This is a genomic window from Algibacter sp. (genome assembly GCF_029245835.1).
In the GTDB taxonomy this organism is placed as follows: Bacteria; Bacteroidota; Bacteroidia; order Flavobacteriales; family Flavobacteriaceae; genus Algibacter_B.
In genome coordinates, this window is the sequence record NZ_JAQWOO010000024.1 from 12,197 (window position 1) to 31,875 (window position 19,679).

Annotated in this window: 15 protein-coding genes; 3 read left to right on the forward strand and 12 right to left on the reverse strand. The window is 31.4% G+C overall.

The genetic code is table 11. The features are described 5' to 3' along the window. Positions 1 to 237: 237 nt before the first annotated feature. The 3 genes from guaA to bshC all read right to left on the reverse strand — a co-directional run bounded on the left by guaA (position 238) and on the right by bshC (position 4,918). Positions 238 to 1,773, reverse strand: coding sequence for a glutamine-hydrolyzing GMP synthase (gene guaA, locus P8K68_RS03040; protein WP_300248101.1), 1,536 nt, complete (start codon positions 1,771 to 1,773; stop codon positions 238 to 240). A 168-nt stretch (positions 1,774 to 1,941) separates the two neighbouring features. Next, the gene (locus P8K68_RS03045) at positions 1,942 to 3,315 is read right to left on the reverse strand and encodes an aminotransferase class V-fold PLP-dependent enzyme (protein WP_300248103.1); all 1,374 of its coding nucleotides are present in this window, start codon (positions 3,313 to 3,315) and stop codon (positions 1,942 to 1,944) included. Between the two features lies 1 nt (position 3,316). Beyond that, the gene (gene bshC, locus P8K68_RS03050) at positions 3,317 to 4,918 is read right to left on the reverse strand and encodes a bacillithiol biosynthesis cysteine-adding enzyme BshC (RefSeq protein ID WP_300248128.1); all 1,602 of its coding nucleotides are present in this window, start codon (positions 4,916 to 4,918) and stop codon (positions 3,317 to 3,319) included. A gap of 267 nt (positions 4,919 to 5,185) precedes the next feature. Here bshC and P8K68_RS03055 point away from each other — a divergent pair, with 267 nt between their 5' ends. Next, positions 5,186 to 6,445 carry a carboxypeptidase-like regulatory domain-containing protein gene (locus P8K68_RS03055; RefSeq protein WP_300248105.1) on the forward strand — a complete coding sequence of 420 codons (1,260 nt, stop codon included), beginning with the start codon at positions 5,186 to 5,188 and terminating at the stop codon, positions 6,443 to 6,445. A gap of 16 nt (positions 6,446 to 6,461) precedes the next feature. Here P8K68_RS03055 and P8K68_RS03060 read toward each other — a convergent pair whose 3' ends face one another. The 7 genes from P8K68_RS03060 to ychF form a co-directional block, all read right to left on the reverse strand. Next, entirely contained in the window at positions 6,462 to 7,526 is a 1,065-nt protein-coding gene (locus tag P8K68_RS03060; RefSeq protein ID WP_300248107.1) for an endonuclease/exonuclease/phosphatase family protein, read from the reverse strand. Positions 7,527 to 7,537: 11 nt separating this feature from the next. Continuing rightward, positions 7,538 to 10,198, reverse strand: coding sequence for a DNA gyrase/topoisomerase IV subunit A (locus P8K68_RS03065; RefSeq protein WP_300248109.1), 2,661 nt, complete (start codon positions 10,196 to 10,198; stop codon positions 7,538 to 7,540). 3 nt (positions 10,199 to 10,201) lie between these two features. Beyond that, a complete protein-coding gene (locus P8K68_RS03070) occupies positions 10,202 to 10,342 on the reverse strand; it encodes a hypothetical protein (RefSeq protein WP_300248111.1) in 141 nt (46 codons plus the stop codon). 155 nt (positions 10,343 to 10,497) lie between these two features. Next, positions 10,498 to 12,348, reverse strand: coding sequence for a DNA topoisomerase IV subunit B (locus P8K68_RS03075; protein WP_300248113.1), 1,851 nt, complete (start codon positions 12,346 to 12,348; stop codon positions 10,498 to 10,500). 162 nt (positions 12,349 to 12,510) lie between these two features. Further along, positions 12,511 to 13,209, reverse strand: coding sequence for a hypothetical protein (locus tag P8K68_RS03080; protein WP_300248116.1), 699 nt, complete (start codon positions 13,207 to 13,209; stop codon positions 12,511 to 12,513). Positions 13,210 to 13,338: 129 nt separating this feature from the next. Continuing rightward, positions 13,339 to 14,238, reverse strand: coding sequence for a DMT family transporter (locus P8K68_RS03085; protein WP_300248118.1), 900 nt, complete (start codon positions 14,236 to 14,238; stop codon positions 13,339 to 13,341). A 342-nt stretch (positions 14,239 to 14,580) separates the two neighbouring features. After that, a complete protein-coding gene (ychF, locus tag P8K68_RS03090) occupies positions 14,581 to 15,675 on the reverse strand; it encodes a redox-regulated ATPase YchF (RefSeq protein ID WP_300248120.1) in 1,095 nt (364 codons plus the stop codon). A gap of 304 nt (positions 15,676 to 15,979) precedes the next feature. Here ychF and P8K68_RS03095 point away from each other — a divergent pair, with 304 nt between their 5' ends. Further along, complete coding sequence (locus P8K68_RS03095; RefSeq protein ID WP_300248122.1) at positions 15,980 to 17,452, forward strand: carboxypeptidase-like regulatory domain-containing protein; 1,473 nt, start codon at positions 15,980 to 15,982, stop codon at positions 17,450 to 17,452. Positions 17,453 to 17,611: 159 nt separating this feature from the next. On the opposite strand, the gene P8K68_RS03100 is transcribed toward P8K68_RS03095, so the two are convergent. Both P8K68_RS03100 and P8K68_RS03105 read right to left on the reverse strand, forming a co-directional pair. After that, positions 17,612 to 18,106, reverse strand: a complete 495-nt coding sequence (locus tag P8K68_RS03100; RefSeq protein ID WP_300248124.1) for a hypothetical protein — start codon at positions 18,104 to 18,106, stop codon at positions 17,612 to 17,614. A 41-nt stretch (positions 18,107 to 18,147) separates the two neighbouring features. Then, a complete protein-coding gene (locus P8K68_RS03105; RefSeq protein WP_300248126.1) occupies positions 18,148 to 19,278 on the reverse strand; it encodes a tetratricopeptide repeat protein in 1,131 nt (376 codons plus the stop codon). Positions 19,279 to 19,533: 255 nt separating this feature from the next. Between P8K68_RS03105 and P8K68_RS03110 the strand changes: the two genes are divergently transcribed. After that, positions 19,534 to 19,679: group II intron maturase-specific domain-containing protein (locus P8K68_RS03110; protein ID WP_300248129.1), on the forward strand; the 146-nt coding region annotated here is incomplete at its 3' end.

Below are 19,679 nucleotides of genomic sequence, written 5' to 3' on the forward strand. Positions count from 1 at the left end.
AAAAGATTAAAAAGAAACCTTTTTTCTTAACATTAGCATATAACATGCCAAAATTTTATTTGGGCGTTACCACAAGGGTCGGGCTATCCGTTACAAGTCCTCGCACCTCCTTCGTCGGGCTGTGGGCTATCCACTACTATCCCTTACGCGGGCAGGTCCGCAGTTTTACGTCATCAATAATAATGTCATTTCACAATTTGCTAAAAACTGTTACTGAGACTGTGACTAAAAACTATACTACTCCCATTCAATCGTTGCAGGCGGTTTACTACTAATATCGTAAACTACTCTATTAACGCCTTTTACCTTATTTATTATATCGTTTGATATTTTTTGAAGAAACTCGTATGGTAAATTCACCCAATCTGCAGTCATACCATCTGTACTTTCAACAGCTCTTAGTGCCACACATTTTTCGTAGGTACGCTCATCTCCCATTACACCAACGCTATTAACGGGTAATAACATCGCTCCTGCTTGCCAAACCTTATCGTATAATCCCCATTCTTTAAGGCCGTTAATAAAAATAGCATCAACCTCTTGAAGCATACGTACTTTTTCAGCAGTAATATCACCTAAAATACGAATACCTAATCCAGGACCTGGAAATGGATGGCGACCTAATAATTCTGGATCAATACCCAAGGTAGCACCAACGCGTCTTACTTCATCTTTAAAAATAGCACGAAGTGGTTCCACAATTTTAAGTTTCATAAAATCAGGTAATCCACCAACGTTATGGTGACTTTTAATAGTAGCCGAAGGGCCTCCTGTAGCCGAAACACTCTCAATAACATCAGGATAAATGGTGCCTTGTGCCAACCATTTTACATCTTCTAATTTATGCGCCTCATCATCAAAAACTTCAATAAAAGCATTTCCAATAGCTTTACGTTTTTTCTCAGGATCTTCAATACCTTTTAAAGCATCTAAAAAGCGTTTTGAAGCATCAACACCTTTTACATTAAGCCCCATTCCTTCGTACTGATTCAATACACTTTCAAATTCATCCTTACGAAGCAAACCATTATTTACAAAAATGCAATAGAGATTTTTACCAACAGCCTTATTTAGCAATACTGCAGCAACTGTAGAGTCAACACCTCCAGAAAGCCCTAAAACTATTTTATCATTTCCAACTTTTTCTTGTATGGCTTCAACTGTTTCTTCAACAAAAGAATCTGGTGTCCAATCTTGATGTAATCCGGCTATGTCTACTAAAAAGTTTTCTAACAATTGTTTTCCGTCAGTTGAATGATACACTTCTGGATGAAATTGTATAGCATAAGTTTCTTCGCCATCAATTCTATAAGCGGCATTTGTAACATCGTGTGTACTTGCTATTAAAACCCCATTAGCAGGTAATTCCTTAATCGTATCACTATGGCTCATCCAAACTTGACTCCCCGTGTGGATATGATATAAAAATGGCTCGTTTCCTTTAATAAAGGATAAATTAGCACGACCATACTCTCTAGTATTTGATGGCGCAACTTCTCCTCCAGAAAAATGAGCTAAATATTGCGCCCCGTAACAAACCGCAAGCATTGGTATTTTTCCTCTAATTTCTGATAAATCAGGATGCAATGCATCTTCTCCTCTAACAGAGTTAGGGCTACCAGACAGAATTACGGCTTTGTATTCTGCTAAGTTTGTTGGAATTTTATTGAATGGGTGTATTTCGGAGTATATATTGAGTTCTCTAACTCTACGGGCAATAAGTTGTGTGTATTGCGATCCGAAGTCTAAAATTAATACCTTGTCATGTTGCATGCGCAAAAATAGGAATTGATTTTTTATTTTTAAATACGATTGAAGTTTTTTTACACCTACTTTTCAACACGTTATTTTGACAACATTTTATGGAACTAAACTAAAACCAATTAAACAAAAAAAAGAAACATAAAAGCCTTAAAAACAAGATAAAAGAGTCTTCCTTAATTAATCCATAGAATCTAAAATAGCTTCAATATCCTTTTCTGTAGTATCCGGATTTATAAAGCAAAAACGAGAAACAGTTTCAAAAGTATTACCATTTTTCCATTTTGTTGGGGTTACTAGAGCAAACCCTTTCTCATGATTTTTATAGGTCCAATTTGTATAATCTTTTGGTTCCCATCCTATTCTTCTATACAAAACACAAGACAAACTTGGAGGTCTTACTAATTCTACATTAGGTTTACCTTCAATCATCTTACCTGCAATTTGAGCAAGTTCAATACCTCTTTCTACAGCTTCCTTATAGCGCTCTGTTCCATGAGTTGCTAATGAAAACCATAAAGGCAATCCTCTAACACGACGTGTTAATTGTATTTGATAATCAGTAGGATTAAAACCATGAGCACCCTCATCTTCAAAAATATCTAAATATGAACCTTGTTGTGAATGTGCTTTTTTGGCTAATTCTGGATTTCTATAAATCACAGCTCCACAATCATAAGGTGAAAACATCCATTTGTGGGGGTCTATAGTTATACTATCAGCATGCGCTATACCTTTAAATAAATGGCTTACAGAATCAGCCACTAATGCACCACCTCCATAAGCCGCATCAACATGAAACCACAAATTTTCTTTTTCACAAATACTAGCAACTCCGTTTAAATCATCTACAATACCAGCATTTGTAGTACCTCCTGTTGCAACTACTGCAAATAAACGTTGCCTTTTTTGAATTGGTAAATTATTAATTGTTGCTTCTAATGCATCTTTTTCAAGCCTATCTTCAGTGTCCACTAAAAGTACATCTATATCAGCAACTTTAGCCATGGCTTTAATTGAAGAATGAGCTCCTATAGATGTAATGATTAGACCCTTTTCAAAATTATTTTGCTGTTTTAAACTCCGCCAATATTCTCTAGCTGTAACAATAGCCGAAAGATTAGCAGCTGTTCCTCCACTTGTAAAAACACCAAAAGCTCCATTGGGTAAACCTGTTAAAGAAACAATCCATCTCATGGCTTCATTTTCACAAAAAATACCACCTGCACCTTCCATCCAATAGGCACCATGTATACTAGATGCAGAAGTCACTAAATCAAACATTACGGCTGCCCTTGTTGGTGATGCTGGAACAAAAGCTAAATGCCTTGGATGATCAATAGGCACATTGGATTTTGCTAAATGTTCTTTCCATAAATTAAAGGCTTGCTCTCCGCCAATTCCATTTTTAGTAATGGTTTCTCCTACTAAAGCTTTAAGTTCTGCTTCTTTTTTTGGTTTTCCTATTTTATGTTTTGTTGATGAAAGTCTGTTTATTACATATTTCATAACATCCATTGTCATGTCCACCAAATCGATATCTATTTTATGCATGCTAAATGGTTATGATAGTGAATTTACTTTCTAAAGGCTCTAGGCTCTCAATAAGTTTAGGAATTAACCGGTTACCATACTCCAAATAAAGTTCTGAAAAATTAGTGTTTCGTTCTTGTAAACTTCCATTTGGAAATAACTCGTTTTTTATTTCAGTCATTCTTTCAACTTCATCAGAAAGTTTTCTCTTTTGAGCTTTAAGTAATCGTTTTTCTAAATTAACAAGACCTTTTAACTGCTTTACCTCTTGGGCTTTTACCGCTCCTAAAAATGATTTATCTGTTTGTTCTGCAAGTTTATATAAATCTTCAAACTGCTTTTTCAAATGATTTACTTGGGTTGAAAAATCAATATCGATATTAGATATTTCTCTAACTCTTTTATTAATGAAAGCATTTCGTTTTAGAAAGATATTTTCTGTTGAAATATTTAATTTTTGAAGTTTTTTTGATTGAACTTCACTTTTAATTAAAACCGAATTTCTTAATAGTAAGATAGGAAACGGTATGGCTACCTCATCAAAATAATCTTTAAGTTGCATCCAATACGCCAACTCACCACCGCCGCCTATATAACACAGATTTGGCAAAATAACCTCTTGATATAAAGGGCGCATTATAACGTTAGGTGAAAACCGTTCTGGATACTCTAAAATCATTTTTTGTATCTCAAACTTACTGAAAATGATATTTGTATTTAATACTTTATAATCATCATCTTCAAAAACTATCCGCTCTCTTAAATTATCTTTTAAATAAAATAGATTTATTTCTCTTGGGTTAACTTGTATTTTATAATGTTCTGAAATATTAGATAATTTCGAGTTCGTTACAGAAACAGTCTTAAAAGACGTTTGATTTAACAACTCCTCTTTAACGTAAGGTATAAATAAATGCTTAAGCGCTTTATCATTCGCATCCATGATAACTAAACCATAATCCTTAAATAATTCATTTGCTAAAAACCTTGTCGCATCTGCAAGATTATTATGATTTAAATAAGCCTTTTCAAAAATATCTTTTAGTGCTGCTGCATTTTTACTAACTCCTAAATCTTGAGAAAACATTTTAAAAATAGCATCTAAGCCTTCTGTAGAAAGTTCGCCTACTGCGCCACCTGCTTCTCTATTCCATTGGAACTTCTTGCCCTTAAAATTGAAGTAATTAATCTCATCAAAGTCATGATCTTCTGTGGCCATCCAATAAACAGGCACAAAATTATTTTCTGGATATTTAGCTTTTAATGCATTTGATAGATTTATAGCAGATATTATTTTATACAAAAAATATAAAGGTCCTGTAAATAAATTAAGTTGATGACCTGTTGTTATGGTATATGTGTTATCAGATTTTAAAAACTCTAGATTATTATTTGTCAGTTCTGAAGTTTCTATATTTTCATATTGCTTTTTCAATGAAGAAACCAAAACAGTTCTTGATTCTTTTTTATAAGACAATTTCTTCTCGTTAATTTGAGCTTTAAAATCCTCTAAAGAAGAAAACCGATTATAAAACTGCTTTAAATTTGACTTTTGGTCTAGATAATCACAAATCAAAGATGAAAAGTATCCCGTGTTTTTGAATGGTATGTATTCTTGATGCATATTTCGATTAATAATCATGTAAATATACTGTTATTCTATTTTTAGAAATCTAAAAATTAAGTTAAGAGTTATTCTATTGTAACCTTCAATTAATACCTTAGTATAGTATTTGATGAATTAATTTCGTAAGAAAACAATATGATTGTAACTAAAACACAACTTACTTACACTCACTAGCTGTTTTAACATTAATTAAACAATTGTTTTTTAGGTATTTACAAAATAATTCCGTATATTAATATCCAATAACACCCTAAAACTTAAGTCATGAAAAAATTAGCATTTTACAAATATATTTTTACTATATCGCTTTTCATATTTAATATTAATCTTGTTTTAGCTCAAGATATCGATTTTAAAGAAATAGAAGCAAAAGTTATTGATAGCGAAACTAAAAGCCCTTTAGTTTTTACAGATATTGTTATTGAAAACTCTAATATTAGCACGGTAACAAACAGCGAAGGTGAGTTTATCTTAAAAATACCTAATAACCTTTTAGAGGGTCGTATTACAATCTCTCATTTGGGTTATGAAAAAAGAGAACTAAAAGCTTCTTCAATAGTGAATCATGATAAAATATTATTGACACCTGCTATTACGCAATTAAATGAAGTGAATATAAAAACTACAACGCAAGATGCAAGAAGCATAGTTGAAGAAACTCTAAAAAAGAAAAGCAGTATTTACAATAACAACAATACATTAATGACTGCTTTTTACAGAGAAACAATAAAAAAACGAAGAAGAAACGCATCGCTATCTGAAGCTGTAGTTAAAATACACAAACAACCTTATAATAACTTAAGAAGAGATCATATTGAGCTCATAAAAGCTAGAAAGAATACGGACTATTCTAAGCTTGATACCATAGCTTTAAAACTTCAAGGTGGGCCATTTAGTAATTTGTATACGGATATTATTAAATATCCTGAATTTATTTTTACCACTGAAGACTTACCCTTGTATAAATTTAGTTTTGGCAATTCTACAAAAATAAATGACCGTCAAATCTATGTTGTTAATTTTAAGCAAAAGAAAGACAATGGTACACCGCTCTACTACGGGAAGTTATACATTGATGCAGAAACATTAGCATTAACTAACGCTGTATACAGTTTAAATGTATCAAATAGAGAATTATCTAGCCAAATGTATGTTAGAAAAAAACCTAGAAAAGTTGACGTATATCCTACCGAAGCCACATATCGCGTAAATTATAGAACAACTAATGGTAAATGGCATTATGCTTACAGTAATATTTCTTTAACATTTAAAGTAAATTGGAAAGGCAAACTCTTCAATAGTATTTATACTTTAAATAGTGAAATGGCAATTACTGACTGGGAAATTTACGACACAAAACTTGTGAAAATAAGGAGTAAGTTAATTCAACCCTCTACAATTTTAAGTGAAAAAGCTTCTGGTTTTTCAGATCCGCGATTTTGGGGTGCCTACAACATAATTGAACCTGAAAAATCAATAGAATCTGCTATCAAAAAAATACAAAAACAATTGAAACGTACTTAATAAATTTCTATGCTAACTACTTAATTTTAAATGTAGCTAATATGGGCTCATGATCGGAAATTTTTAAGTCAAAATTTTGATGAGAAAGAATTTCAAAGCTATCATCAACAAGAATATAATCTAAACGTAAAGGATAATTAAAAAGTTTATAAGTTGTACCTAAACCAGAACCTGCTTCAATAAAAGTATCTTTTTTTGAATCCTTTAATATGTTATATACTGATGAAAATTGAGTACTATTAAAATCACCACTAATAATGACTTTACCTTTAAATTCATTAATATGATTCATAATAATAGAAACTTGTTCTTTTCTTATTTTTTCAGCTTTAGTAATTCTTGAGGTTAAAGAATTATAAATTCTTGTTTCACTAAAATCGTAAAGTTTTACTGGCACTCTAAAAGATTCCAGATGTAAATTATAGATTCGTATGACTTCTTTATTAAAAGTTAAATCAACAAACATGGCACCATTGTGTGAGTTTGGGAAATTTATATAACCCTTATCTATAAAAGGATATTTTGAAAATATTGCCATTACAGATTTATTCTTAGTAAATATATTGGTTTTATACCAATATGGATAATCGTTAAAATACTTGTATTTAATAGCAGAAAATTCTTGAATACAAAAAACATCTGTATTTTTATTTTTTATAAAATTTACAATTGGGTCATTGGTATCTTTTATACTATCATCAAAATCATTAACATCAATATCATGTTTAAAACCATTGGTATTGTATGACAAAATGGATAGCGTGTCCAATTTCAAAGATGTACTGGAAAAATCAGAAGTCACAGACGTATTAAACTGATAAAATGAATCAAAACAAATAAAATAAAGCAACACCCCACAAAATGATAGTAGAAATATTTTCTTTTTTCTAAACAACCAATACACCCCAAAAATTAAATTTAAAACTAAAAGCGTAGGGATAATAATTGTAAAAACGAATGAAACAAAACTATTTGATAGAAAAACAATAATACACCCAAATACTAAAAGAAAACTGAGTAATACTGTTAAAGCAAGACCTAACTTTTTAATGCTAATTTTAAGTCTTTTTATACTTGACAAACTGTTATTTTTTAAAACAAAGTTATTTGTCCCTCATCATCAATACCTAAATCATCTTTAGAATCTGAATCAGGAATTGAAGATTTACTTTTTTTGTTTTCTGAAGATTCAGGGAGGACTTCTTTTTCATCTACCACTTCTAAATCATCAGCATGAACTTCTTCAGGAGCTTCATAAGGTAAAGGCTCCAATAAATTTATTTGATTAACCTTTTCTTTTGTGAGCTGATTGCCTTGAGCAGAAAGCCCCTTTATATCGATAAATTCTTCGAGGTTAATTTCTAAATTTTCTTTTCGATCTTTACCACGTTCTTTAGCAAATACAATTTCTGCCATAGGTTTCCAATCCGTGGAAACAATTTCTAACTGCGAGTTTGGATGTTCTGAAATAAAAGATTCTTCTTTACCTTCTTGCTCTATTAAAAAGCGTTTAACATAATACATGTCTTTATCGCCATTAAAATAAATTGCCGAAATTGGTTTTTTGGGCACCCATTTTTCCATCACAATCATATCATCATCAAAATGCATAGTTACTTCTGGCGTAACTGTTTTTATTATTCCAGACTGATTGATAATTAATAATTTATCTTCTCCTCTAAACTCTCCAATAAGTTCTCCTCTAGCATCAACATTTAATCGCTGTACCGTATCATCAAACCAAATTTTTCGCGGTTTTAATGTGGACACCCCTTTTTCTTTTAACTCAACACGTTTTACAGAATATTTAGTCACTAAGTTTCCTTTTGATGCGCGCCCTTTTATTATAATATCAGCAAAATCAATATCCCATTTAAGCTTCTTGATACTTCCTGCTTGTCTTAAATTGATTGAAACAACCTCTGCTTCTCCGTTAGGATTGGCAGAAAAATAAAGTAACGAAGAGCCCTTATTTCCATTAGTTAAATCGTAATCTTTATCTCTAGTAATACTGGTAACAGCAAATCGTTTGATGTATGATGGCCCTTTTGATCCATCTTTATAAATCATATTATAAATGGTACGTTTGTCTTTCTTTTTAAAGATTCCTACATGAATAATATCTTTCCCTATAAACGTTTTAGAATCCACTTTAGTCACCATCATTTTACCAGCTTTGGTAAACACAATAATATCATCAATATCACTACAATCACATACATATTCATCACGCCTTAGAGAGGTTCCAATAAAACCTTCTTCCCTATTTACATAAAGTTTTGTATTTCTTATAATCACTTTTGTGGCATCAACATCATCAAAAGTTCTAATTTCTGTTTTACGTTCTCGCCCTTGGCCATACTCCTTTTTTAATCTCGTAAAATAAGCAATAGCATAATCAATAAGATGCTCTAAATGATGCTTAACTTCCGCTATTTGCTCTTCTAAAGCATCAATTTTTTGCTGTGCTTTATCAATATCAAATTTTGAAATACGTTTGATTCGAATTTCTGTTAAACGCGCAATATCTTCTGTGGTAACAGTACGCTTCAAATGTTTTATATGAGGTTTTAGTCCATTATCAATAGCACTTATAACACCTTCCCATGTTTCTTCTTCCTCTATATCGCGGTATATTCTATTCTCAATAAAAATACGCTCTAAAGAAGCAAAATGCCATTGCTCTTCAAACTCTCCTAATCTTATTTCTAATTCTTGCTTTAAAAGCTGAACCGTATTATCGGTAGAACGCCGTAACATTTCTGTAACACCAATAAACAAAGGCTTATTATCTTCAATAACACAACCTAAGGGAGAAATAGAAGACTCACAACTCGTAAAAGCGTAGAGTGCATCAATTGTTTTGTCTGGTGATAACCCTGACGGAAGATGTACCAAAATTTCAACCTCAGCAGCAGTATTATCTTCTATTTTTTTGACTTTAATTTTACCTTTATCATTCGCTTTTAAGATAGAATCTATTAATGAAGATGTGGTTGTTCCAAAAGGCAACTCTGTTATTGTAAGTGTATTTTTATTTAATTGAGAAATTTTTGCACGAACACGAACTTTCCCTCCTCTATTGCCATCATTATAATTTGAAAAATCAGCAATTCCTGCGGTTGGAAAATCAGGTAGAATAGTAAAACGCTTGCCTTGTAAATGCTTAATCGATGCATCTATAAGTTCCACAAAATTATGAGGCAATATTTTAGTTGACAGGCCTACTGCAATTCCCTCTCCACCTTGCGCTAACAACAACGGAAACATAACAGGTAAGTTTACAGGCTCTTTTCTACGCCCATCGTAACTAGCTTGCCATTCAGTAATTTTAGGATTAAAAACAACATCTAATCCAAACTTAGAAATACGTGCCTCAATGTAACGAGATGCCGCAGCTCGATCTCCTGTTAAAATATTACCCCAGTTACCTTGAGTGTCAATTAACAAGTCTTTTTGACCAATTTGCACCATAGCATCAGCAATACTAGCATCGCCATGTGGGTGGTATTGCATAGTATGACCAACGATATTTGCTACTTTATTATAGCGCCCATCGTCAAGATCTTTCATGGAATGCATGATACGGCGCTGTACGGGTTTAAAACCGTCTTCAATAGCAGGAACAGCTCGCTCTAATATAACATAAGACGCATAATCTAAAAACCAATCTTTATACATTCCCGTAATACGAGTAATGGTTTCTTGGGGGTCATCTTGCTCGTTAATTAAATCGTCACTGTCTTCAATCATTAATTACTTTGATTTTTTTGGTGTTCCGTTAAGCATAACTCTTCCTACTTTTTGCAATCTATGCACTTGTTCACTACTAGCATGAACATGTAAATAATCATAAGAACGTCTTTTTTTAGCTCCTTTTTTCTTATTGTATAACATCTTAGTGTCGTTTAGTCTCTACCAAGGTAGAATGTTTTTATTAAATTTAATATTCTATACTCATTCTTACAAATTTAATGCTAAAGATATTTTTAAGAGTATATTTTAACGAATATTTAAAACAGAATTGAGTTTTTTTTTTAAAATTCAAGAAACTATTCTACAATATCCATTTCAACCTTTAAATTATCAATAATAAATTCTTGACGTGTTGGCGTGTTTTTACCCATATAAAAAGACAATAACTCTTCAATAGACATATTATCATCTAACATGATGGGATCTAAACGAATATTATCTCCTATAAAGTGTTTAAACTCATCTGGAGATATCTCCCCTAATCCCTTAAATCGGGTTATTTCTGGTTTTGGTTTTAGCTTTTCTAAAGCATCGCGTCGTTCTTGTTCAGAATAACAATAAATAGTTTCTTTTTTATTTCTTACACGGAATAATGGTGTTTGTAAAATATACAAATGGCCATTCTTAATAACTTCTGGGAAAAACTGAAGAAAAAAGGTGATTAATAATAAACGAATATGCATCCCATCAACATCTGCATCAGTAGCTATAACCACATTATTATAACGTAAATCTTCAAGAGATTCTTCTATATTTAATGCTGCTTGTAGCAGGTTAAACTCTTCATTTTCATAAACGATTTTTTTAGTAAGTCCGTAACAGTTTAATGGCTTCCCTTTTAAACTAAAAACCGCCTGCGTGTTCACATCGCGGGATTTTGTAATACTTCCTGATGCCGAATCGCCCTCTGTAATAAAAAGTGTCGACTCTAAATTACGTTCGTTTTTAGTGTCGCCAAAATGTACACGACAATCGCGTAATTTCTTATTATGAAGACTTGCTTTTTTAGCTCTGTCTTTTGCTAATTTTCTAATTCCAGAAAGCTCTTTTCGTTCACGTTCTGCTTGTAGAATTTTACGTTGAATTTTTTCAGCAGTATCTTGATTTTTATGTAAATAATTATCAAGTTTTGTTTTTAGAAAGTCGTTTATATAAGTTCTTACGGTTGGCAAATCGCCTCCCATATCTGTAGACCCTAATTTGGTTTTAGTTTGACTTTCAAAAACAGGTTCCATCACCTTAATGGCAATGGCACTTACTACAGATTTACGAATATCTGATGCATCATAATTTTTACCATAAAATTCACGAATGGTTTTTACTAATGCTTCTCTAAAAGCTGTAAGATGTGTTCCTCCTTGCGTAGTGTTTTGTCCGTTTACAAAACTATTATACTCCTCACTGTATTGTGTTTTACTGTGAGTTAGTGCGACTTCAATATCATCTCCTCGTAAATGAATAATAGGATACAACAAATCTGTTTCGGCTATTTTTTCGGCTAATAAATCTTTTAATCCGTTTTCACTAAAATATTTTTCGCCATTAAAAACGATAGTTAAACCTGGGTTTAGATAGACGTAGTTTTTGAGCATTTTTACTATATATTCGCTTCTGAATTTATAGTTTTTAAAAATGATTTCATCTGGTATGAATGATACTTTGGTTCCTTTTCGCCTTGATGTATCTTCTAATAAATCTTGATTGGTTAAGTTACCTTGTTCAAATTCTGCAGATGCACTTTTACTATCACGTGTAGATTCTACTCTAAAAAAAGATGACAACGCATTTACAGCCTTTGTTCCTACACCATTTAATCCAACAGATTTTTTAAACGCCTTAGAATCATATTTTCCACCAGTATTCATCTTGGAAACAACATCTACCACTTTTCCTAATGGAATACCACGACCGTAATCCCGTACCGTAACTTTAGTACCTTGAACGGAAATCTCTATTGTTTTTCCAGCTCCCATAACAAACTCATCAATGGAGTTATCTAAAACTTCTTTAAGGAGAATATAGATTCCATCATCTGGTGAAGACCCATCACCGAGTTTACCAATATACATTCCTGGTCGCATACGAATATGCTCTTTCCAGTCTAATGAACGTATATTATCTTCGGTATATTTGGTTTGTTCTGCCATAAAAAGGGTGCGATTTTATTACTTACTACCAATATAAGAAATAGATAGCATGCTAATATAGCACAACCTTTCAAAAAATAAAACCGCAGCCTAACAAAGTAATTAACAATGAAAAAAATATTGTTGAGAACATGAGCCAGATTACTTGTATTTCGTGTGTTTCTATAATTTGTAAACCAAACCAATCAATACCCTCGGCATTAAACTAGGTTGTTTTATGGCTTCATTAGCATCTTCATATGTAAACTCAATATTGTTATTTGTATTATCGTTTCTTGCATTCACATTATCATCATCTGGACTGTAAGAAGTGTCATGACCTTTTAAAGTATGATTAAAAAAATAGTCTAAACCAATAGCAGCAAGTAAATTAAGTTTATCATTCATTTTAAATTGACTTTCAGCACCTAAACCAACACCAAACTGTTTAGATGTAACATCAAAATCTTCGTTACCTCCTACGTATTTAAAATTCGCCTTAAAACCTGAATATCTCGGTCCAAATACAATTTGAGAAGATTCGGCCTCTAAAAAATTAGAATTCACCATAAAATCTAATCGGTAATCATAAGCTCTAGCTTTTTCTTCTGGCACTCCATTGGTGGCATTATTAATAAAAATACGTCTTGCATCAGCGGAATTTCCGGGGTTTAATTTTGTAACTCCTATACCAAACCTTACTTGCACGGGAAGGCTTTCTAGTGGTTTTAATAAAGTGGCACTTAGTTGTACTCCAAATCCGCGGTTATATCCTGTTGAAATACCCAAGGCTAATTTAGATTTATCTGTATCAACTTGAGCATTTGATAAAGTAGAAAAAACGCATAATAACGTGATTAATAGTGATTGTTTAGCATTCATAAATTTGGGGTTTAAGTTGTTAAATCAAACCTATTTACGAATGAAACCCTTTTCTTAGACCATAAATTAACTTTTACAAATGCAACAATTCGATAAAATACAAATACTTCATTTTATTAATAATGCTTTTTATGCTACTTTTTTAGATGAAACTAATAGAATTCCAATAATAACCACCAAAGCGCCGAAAAGCTGAAGCCAAGTTAAAACTTCATTAAGAAATATTGCCGCCAAAATAATGGTGGAAATAGGACCAATACCAGCTACAATAGCAAAGTTTGACGAACTAATCATTTTTATAGAAGCAGATACTAAAAAGGAAGGAATTACAGTTGCAAAAACGGCAATTAAAAATCCTAAAGCATAGACTTCCCATGAAAAACTGAATAGGCTAATTTCACTACTAATACTGTAATGAATAAATACGCAAACACAAGAAAAAATCATGGCATAAGCTGTGAATTTGATAACTCCAAATTTAGGAATTAACCAACCACTACCAACCAAATATGAGGCGTAGGTTATAGCGCTCAATAATATAAAGAAGCCACCTAAATAGGTTTCCGAGCCAGAAATAGAAACTTCATCTGAAAACGCAATAACAATTCCTAAATAAGTCAATCCTATGGCTAAAGTTTGAATTTTTGTAATGGGTTGCTTTAAAAAGACTTTATTTAAGAGTATGACTATAGTTGGATACAAAAATAAAATAATACGTTCTAAACTTGCCTTTATATAGGTTAAACCAACAAAATCGAAATAACTGGCTAAATAATAGCCTACAAAACCAAAAAACAAAAGCCACAAATAGTCTTTAAAATTTGGTTTAACTATTGCATTTTGATTTCTATATAGATATGCAATTATAATATAAAAAGGAAAAGAAAACAGCATGCGTAAAAGCAAAATACTTATAGCATCAACCTGATAATTATACGCTAATTTAACCATGACCGCTTTAGATGAGAATAGCACAATACCAGTGATGCCAATTAGAACTCCCAACCAAAACTGTTTTTTGTTTTCCATAAAACGAAGGTAGGTATGCTTCTTATTTTATTACTATGGAACTGTTTTTGAATACGATGTTCAGTGATATTTTTAATAAAAGAAACAACAAACAGACTTTTAATTTGAATGTACCACTAATCTTGCAAGTATAACCGCGTTAGGGATTGCAGTGGCATCCTTTTTTAATAAGAAACACAAACTTTATTTTGAACTTTCATTTAACAGATAGCCACATCCTTCGTCCTCGCTATGACGTTTAAAAAAGATATAACGAAACATTTATGTTCATAAATTCGATAATATTAAATAGAAAAGCATGAATAAAAGTCCGACCCTTGTGGTTACGCCCAAATTTTTATTTTAAACGTTGAATAGGAAGTGCATCACATCACCATCTTTAACAATGTAATTTTTACCTTCAACACGCATTTTACCAGCTTCTTTCACTTTGGCTTCACTGCCAAAAGACACATAATCATCATAACCAATAACCTCAGCACGAATAAAGCCTTTTTCAAAATCGGTATGAATTACACCTGCTGCTTGTGGTGCAGTAGCACCAACATCTATAGTCCAAGCACGCACCTCTTTTACACCTGCGGTGAAATACGTTTGTTGGTTAAGTAATTTGTATGCAGAACGGATTAATTTAGCAGAACCGGGTTCATCTAAACCAATATCCTGCAAGAACATTTGGCGCTCTTCATAATCATCCAATTCATTTATATCGGCTTCAGTTCCAACAGCTAAAACTAAAACTTCCGCATTTTCATCTTTAACCGCTTCTTTCACTTTTTCAACATAATCATTCCCTGAAACTGCAGCCCCTTCATCTACATTACAAACATACATAACTGGCTTATCTGTAATAAATTGAGAAGGTTTCACAAAATCTTCATAATCATCTTCAGAAAACTCTAAAGCTCTTACTGAAATTCCAGCTTCTAATTTCTCCTTTATTTTCAACAAAATAGCCTCTTCTTTTTGAGCCTCTTTATTTCCGGTTTTTGCCGCTCGTTTTACTTTATCCAACTTCTTTTCAGTAGTTTCTAAATCTTTAAGCTGTAATTCCATATCGATAGTTTCCTTATCACGAATAGGGTTTACATTACCATCAACATGTACAATATTATCGTTATCAAAACAACGTAAAACATGCAAAATAGCATCAGTTTCACGAATATTAGCTAAGAATTGATTTCCTAGACCTTCGCCTTTGCTCGCTCCTTTAACTAATCCAGCAATATCTACAATTTCTACAGTTGCGGGTAAAACGCGTTCTGGATTTACCAAAGATTCTAATTTTTCTAAACGTGGGTCTGGAACATTAACCACACCTATATTTGGCTCAATAGTACAAAACGGAAAGTTTGCACTTTGCGCTTTTGCATTAGACAAACAATTAAACAACGTTGACTTTCCTACGTTTGGCAATCCTACTATACCTGCTTTCATTGAATAAATTTTTCTTCATTCCCTTGAAGAAGGGAACCTTTTAATAGCTACGTTTTATTAAAAAAATTACCGCCTATGCGATAACTTGTTTTGCGATTGCAAATGTAGTTAATATAAAAGAATTTTTAACACTCAAATAATACTGAGTATCTTAAAATTTCTTATTTACAAAAAGTGAAATTCTTTTAATAAAATTAACTATTAAGCACTAATTAAAAGTTAAATAGTATGTCCTAGATTTCTCTTTGTGTAACATTATTTAACTTGTCTCGTTTATAAAATATAAAACCTTAATCATCAAAAAATGCCTTATAAAATTATATTACTGCTATTGCTTTTTTCCACACCTGTATTATCCCAAAACATTACAGCTAAACTTATTGATAAAAAAAGTAAATCTCCTATTCCATATGCATCTATAAAAACAGGAAAATATAGCGGTGTTATTTCTAATGAAGAAGGTTATTTTACTATCCATATGAATAACAAAACATTAGATACTGTTTCAATTTCATGTTTAGGCTATCAAAACAAAACTATTAGCATTCAAAACATTAAAGGTCTTAATTTTATTATTAATTTAGACGAAGCCATAAACCAACTTAGTGAAGTTTATATTAGTAATAAAGCACTAAATGCAGATTCTATAATTGCAAAAGCAAAAAGAAAACTTCCTAATAATTATGATACTTCACTCTTCAAGCACACTGTTTTTAGAAGAACTACAGATTATGTTGATTTTAAAAACTTAGTGTTCGAAATTGAAAAAGCATCTCACGTTAACAAAAAAGATATGGAGTCTGCTAATGGTAATCTAAAAGCGCTTTCAGATAAAATTCGAAAAAGTGATATTGTTCAATTTGAAGATTTTAAAGGAGAATTTTACGCATTTAATAAAGACAGCAGCAAACTTAGAGTTAGTAAAGCCACTCAGTTATTAGATTATAAAAACGATTTTTCGATTGAACAAATACAAGACAAAGCACAACATATTATTTTGAAATATCTTGATACCACTAAAACTTATAAATTAAAATCTGGTCTTTTTAAGATTGAAGATTCTTTGGCTCTTAAAGATGATGATAAAGCCGAAAACAAGAGAAAAGAGTATAAAATTACCTTTTTAAATGATAAAACACGTTCTTTTATAAAACGTTCTCAGTTTTATAAAAATTCATTTTTAGATAAACTATTAAGTTTCGACTTATACGAATTTACCCATGAAGATGTAGCTTACAACAATAATGAACTCACACATATTATTAGCTTCAAACCAAAAAAAGGAAAAGCAAAATACACTGGAAAATTATATGTTAGTGATGATACCTACGCCATAACTAGAGTGGATTATAAATACTATAAAAACAGACATGGCGAAAAGCTAAATCTGAAATTTATTTTAGGTATTAAATACATTGCAAACATTAGTACTGGAACCTTTTTATTTGAAAAAGACAGCAGTAATATCTATCATCCAAAATACTTAAAGCATAGCACAGGCAGTTACTTTTACGTCAATAGAGACATGAAGTTTATTGAAAATAGTAGCGCTAGAAACAAAGTGAATTTTAGTTTTAAAATTGAAGGCGAAAACCGTAATAAAAAAGAATTGTTGTTTTCTTCAAATAACAAACTGAGTTTACAAGATTTTGAAGCTATTAAACAAGATTCGGTTGTGCCTTACAAACGATTGAATAAGTTTGAAAAAACCATTTGGGATAGTGAACAAATTATTGAACCTACTTTAGAGATGAAAGCTTTTGAGGGTGAGGATTAGAGGTTTGTTGCGCTTATCGTGGTTGTATATGGATAGTTGCGGGTTTGCGTGCGAGGATTTTCCGAAGGAAAATCAGATGTAGCAAACATGCAACTACCTTTGTTTTAGCACTAAACCGCAATTATTTTTATACGGTGTTAGGCGACGTTTTTTATCTAATTACCAAAATTTCCACCATTTTTTATTATGTTCCATTTCGAAGTTTTCTTGGTAATTTTCATTTTCTAATTCTTCTTGGGCTTTATTAAATTTATCCCAATAATCATCTGTATATTTCTTTTTATCTTCAGGACTAATTTTAGTTTTTACGAAACTATCTAAATCCAAATATTCTCCATTTTCTATACTAAATGCATTCCAATTACATAACTTACATAATTTAGAAATTTCAGACAAAGGATTATTCCCGTCAAGTGCTGTTAATTGGAAAGTGTAATTTTTATTATTATTAGTCTTTAAAATCTCAAATCTTAAATGGGCTGTATCAGATTTGTAAAAACCTTGCAGTATTCTTTCGCTGTCTGTCCATTTACAAGCTTCTTCTGTAAATACTTTGTTGATTTTAGATTTTATCTCTAAAGGATTTTTGAATGATGAAAAATTCGGTTGTGAATTTTTAGATTTTGAATTTATAATAAAATATTCTTTGGCCATAATTTTTTATATTTTAGATAAGAGTAATATATATGATTAAATTATTCCTCATAACCAAGTACCTTTGCTTTTATTACATCCATAACTCCCTCATCCTCTAAGCCTATATTTTGTCTTACGACTCCTCTTTCATAAAAAGCTTGCGCATTTTTTGGGTTTAATTCAATTGCTTTAGAAAAGTCTATTATTGCGCCTTCATAGTCTCTTAATAAATCTTTTATTATTCCTCTTTCCATTATTGCATCTGAATTTGTCGGGTCTGTTTTAACAGCATTGTCGTGGTCTTTTAATGCTCCTTGTAAATCGTTAGACAAAAGTCTCATTCCTGCTCTTAAAGAATAGGCTTCTGTAATCGTTATATAACTATCTTGATTTATTTCAATAAATTTTGTCAAATCCGCAATACTACCTTCATAATCTTCCATTTTTTTTCTATTCAGACTGCGCGATAAATAATAATCTGGATTTTCAGGTTCCAATTCTATAGCTTTGGTTAAATCTTGTAAACCATCATATTCGTCTTGTAATTTTGCTCTACTGTAATAATAATGTGCTTCATTTGGGTTTATTTCAATAGCATCATTTAAGTCTTGTAATGCACCGACTTTATCATCCAAATTGTGAGATTTTAATAGACTTCTTTCATAATAAGAATCAGCCTTGTTTGAAGCATTTACTTCTATGCTTTTGTTAAAATCTTCCATTGCTCCATTATAATCTTTCAAATATTGTTTTGATAAACCTCGATAATAATAAATTGTTTTAATAGTTGGAATTAAAGGAATTGCTTTATTGTAACACCGAATAGCATTTTTATAGTCTCCATCTTCATAATAAGAGTTTCCCTCATCATTTGCTTTTAAACCATTGTCAAGGTTTTCATAAAGTATATTTCCGTTTTGAAAGTCTTTATCTGCTCCAGGTATATCATTTAATTCACGTTTTGCTTTACTTCTTTCCCAATATGCAGAAATACTTCTTGGGTCAAGTTCAATTGCGTTTGAGAAGTCTTTGATTGCTCCACTATAATCTTTTTGATTAGCTTTTGCTTTTCCCTTTTCGATTAAAACTTCCGATGCTTTTAAGTCATTAGAAGTTGTAATGTCTTTGTTATTGTCAAAACTTTCGCTTGTGGACTTTTTGAAGAGGTTAGATAAAAAATTTAATTTCATTATTTACGTTTATTTCTGTTATTTGTAGTATTCTCAATGTTAGCAGTCTGTCTTTTTAAATGACGCCTAACGATTAGATATGGTTACGTTTTAATGAACTATATCGTTCGATAAGCGAAGTTCGAATTTTCTTACTAAAATATCAAGTATTCTAGAGTCAAATTCAAAAAAGTTATAAACAAAAAAAATCACAAGCCAAAGCTCAAGATTCATTTATTATTAAAATATCGATGATAGAATCGACTACCCGTCTGGATGAACAATTACCGCTTAACCAATATCTATGCAAAAAGTAAAAAGCTAGATGAGTGGCTAAGAAATCGGTTACGCTATTGTATTTGGCACGATTGGAAAAAGCTAGAGAGGAAACGTAAAAACTTAATTCAATTAGGTATAGAAAT

What these genes read in the sequence shown, in the direction of transcription:
- guaA (WP_300248101.1), bottom strand. Translation starts at nt 1,773, where the DNA reads ATGCAACATGACAAGGTATTAATTTTAGACTTCGGATCGCAATACACA.
- P8K68_RS03045 (WP_300248103.1), bottom strand. Translation starts at nt 3,315, where the DNA reads ATGCATAAAATAGATATCGATTTGGTGGACATGACAATGGATGTTATG.
- bshC (WP_300248128.1), bottom strand. Translation starts at nt 4,918, where the DNA reads ATGCATCAAGAATACATACCATTCAAAAACACGGGATACTTTTCATCT.
- P8K68_RS03055 (WP_300248105.1), top strand. Translation starts at nt 5,186, where the DNA reads ATGAAAAAATTAGCATTTTACAAATATATTTTTACTATATCGCTTTTC.
- P8K68_RS03065 (WP_300248109.1), bottom strand. Translation starts at nt 10,198, where the DNA reads ATGATTGAAGACAGTGACGATTTAATTAACGAGCAAGATGACCCCCAA.
- P8K68_RS03070 (WP_300248111.1), bottom strand. Translation starts at nt 10,342, where the DNA reads ATGTTATACAATAAGAAAAAAGGAGCTAAAAAAAGACGTTCTTATGAT.
- P8K68_RS03075 (WP_300248113.1), bottom strand. Translation starts at nt 12,348, where the DNA reads ATGGCAGAACAAACCAAATATACCGAAGATAATATACGTTCATTAGAC.
- P8K68_RS03080 (WP_300248116.1), bottom strand. Translation starts at nt 13,209, where the DNA reads ATGAATGCTAAACAATCACTATTAATCACGTTATTATGCGTTTTTTCT.
- P8K68_RS03085 (WP_300248118.1), bottom strand. Translation starts at nt 14,238, where the DNA reads ATGGAAAACAAAAAACAGTTTTGGTTGGGAGTTCTAATTGGCATCACT.
- ychF (WP_300248120.1), bottom strand. Translation starts at nt 15,675, where the DNA reads ATGAAAGCAGGTATAGTAGGATTGCCAAACGTAGGAAAGTCAACGTTG.
- P8K68_RS03095 (WP_300248122.1), top strand. Translation starts at nt 15,980, where the DNA reads ATGCCTTATAAAATTATATTACTGCTATTGCTTTTTTCCACACCTGTA.
- P8K68_RS03100 (WP_300248124.1), bottom strand. Translation starts at nt 18,106, where the DNA reads ATGGCCAAAGAATATTTTATTATAAATTCAAAATCTAAAAATTCACAA.
- P8K68_RS03105 (WP_300248126.1), bottom strand. Translation starts at nt 19,278, where the DNA reads ATGAAATTAAATTTTTTATCTAACCTCTTCAAAAAGTCCACAAGCGAA.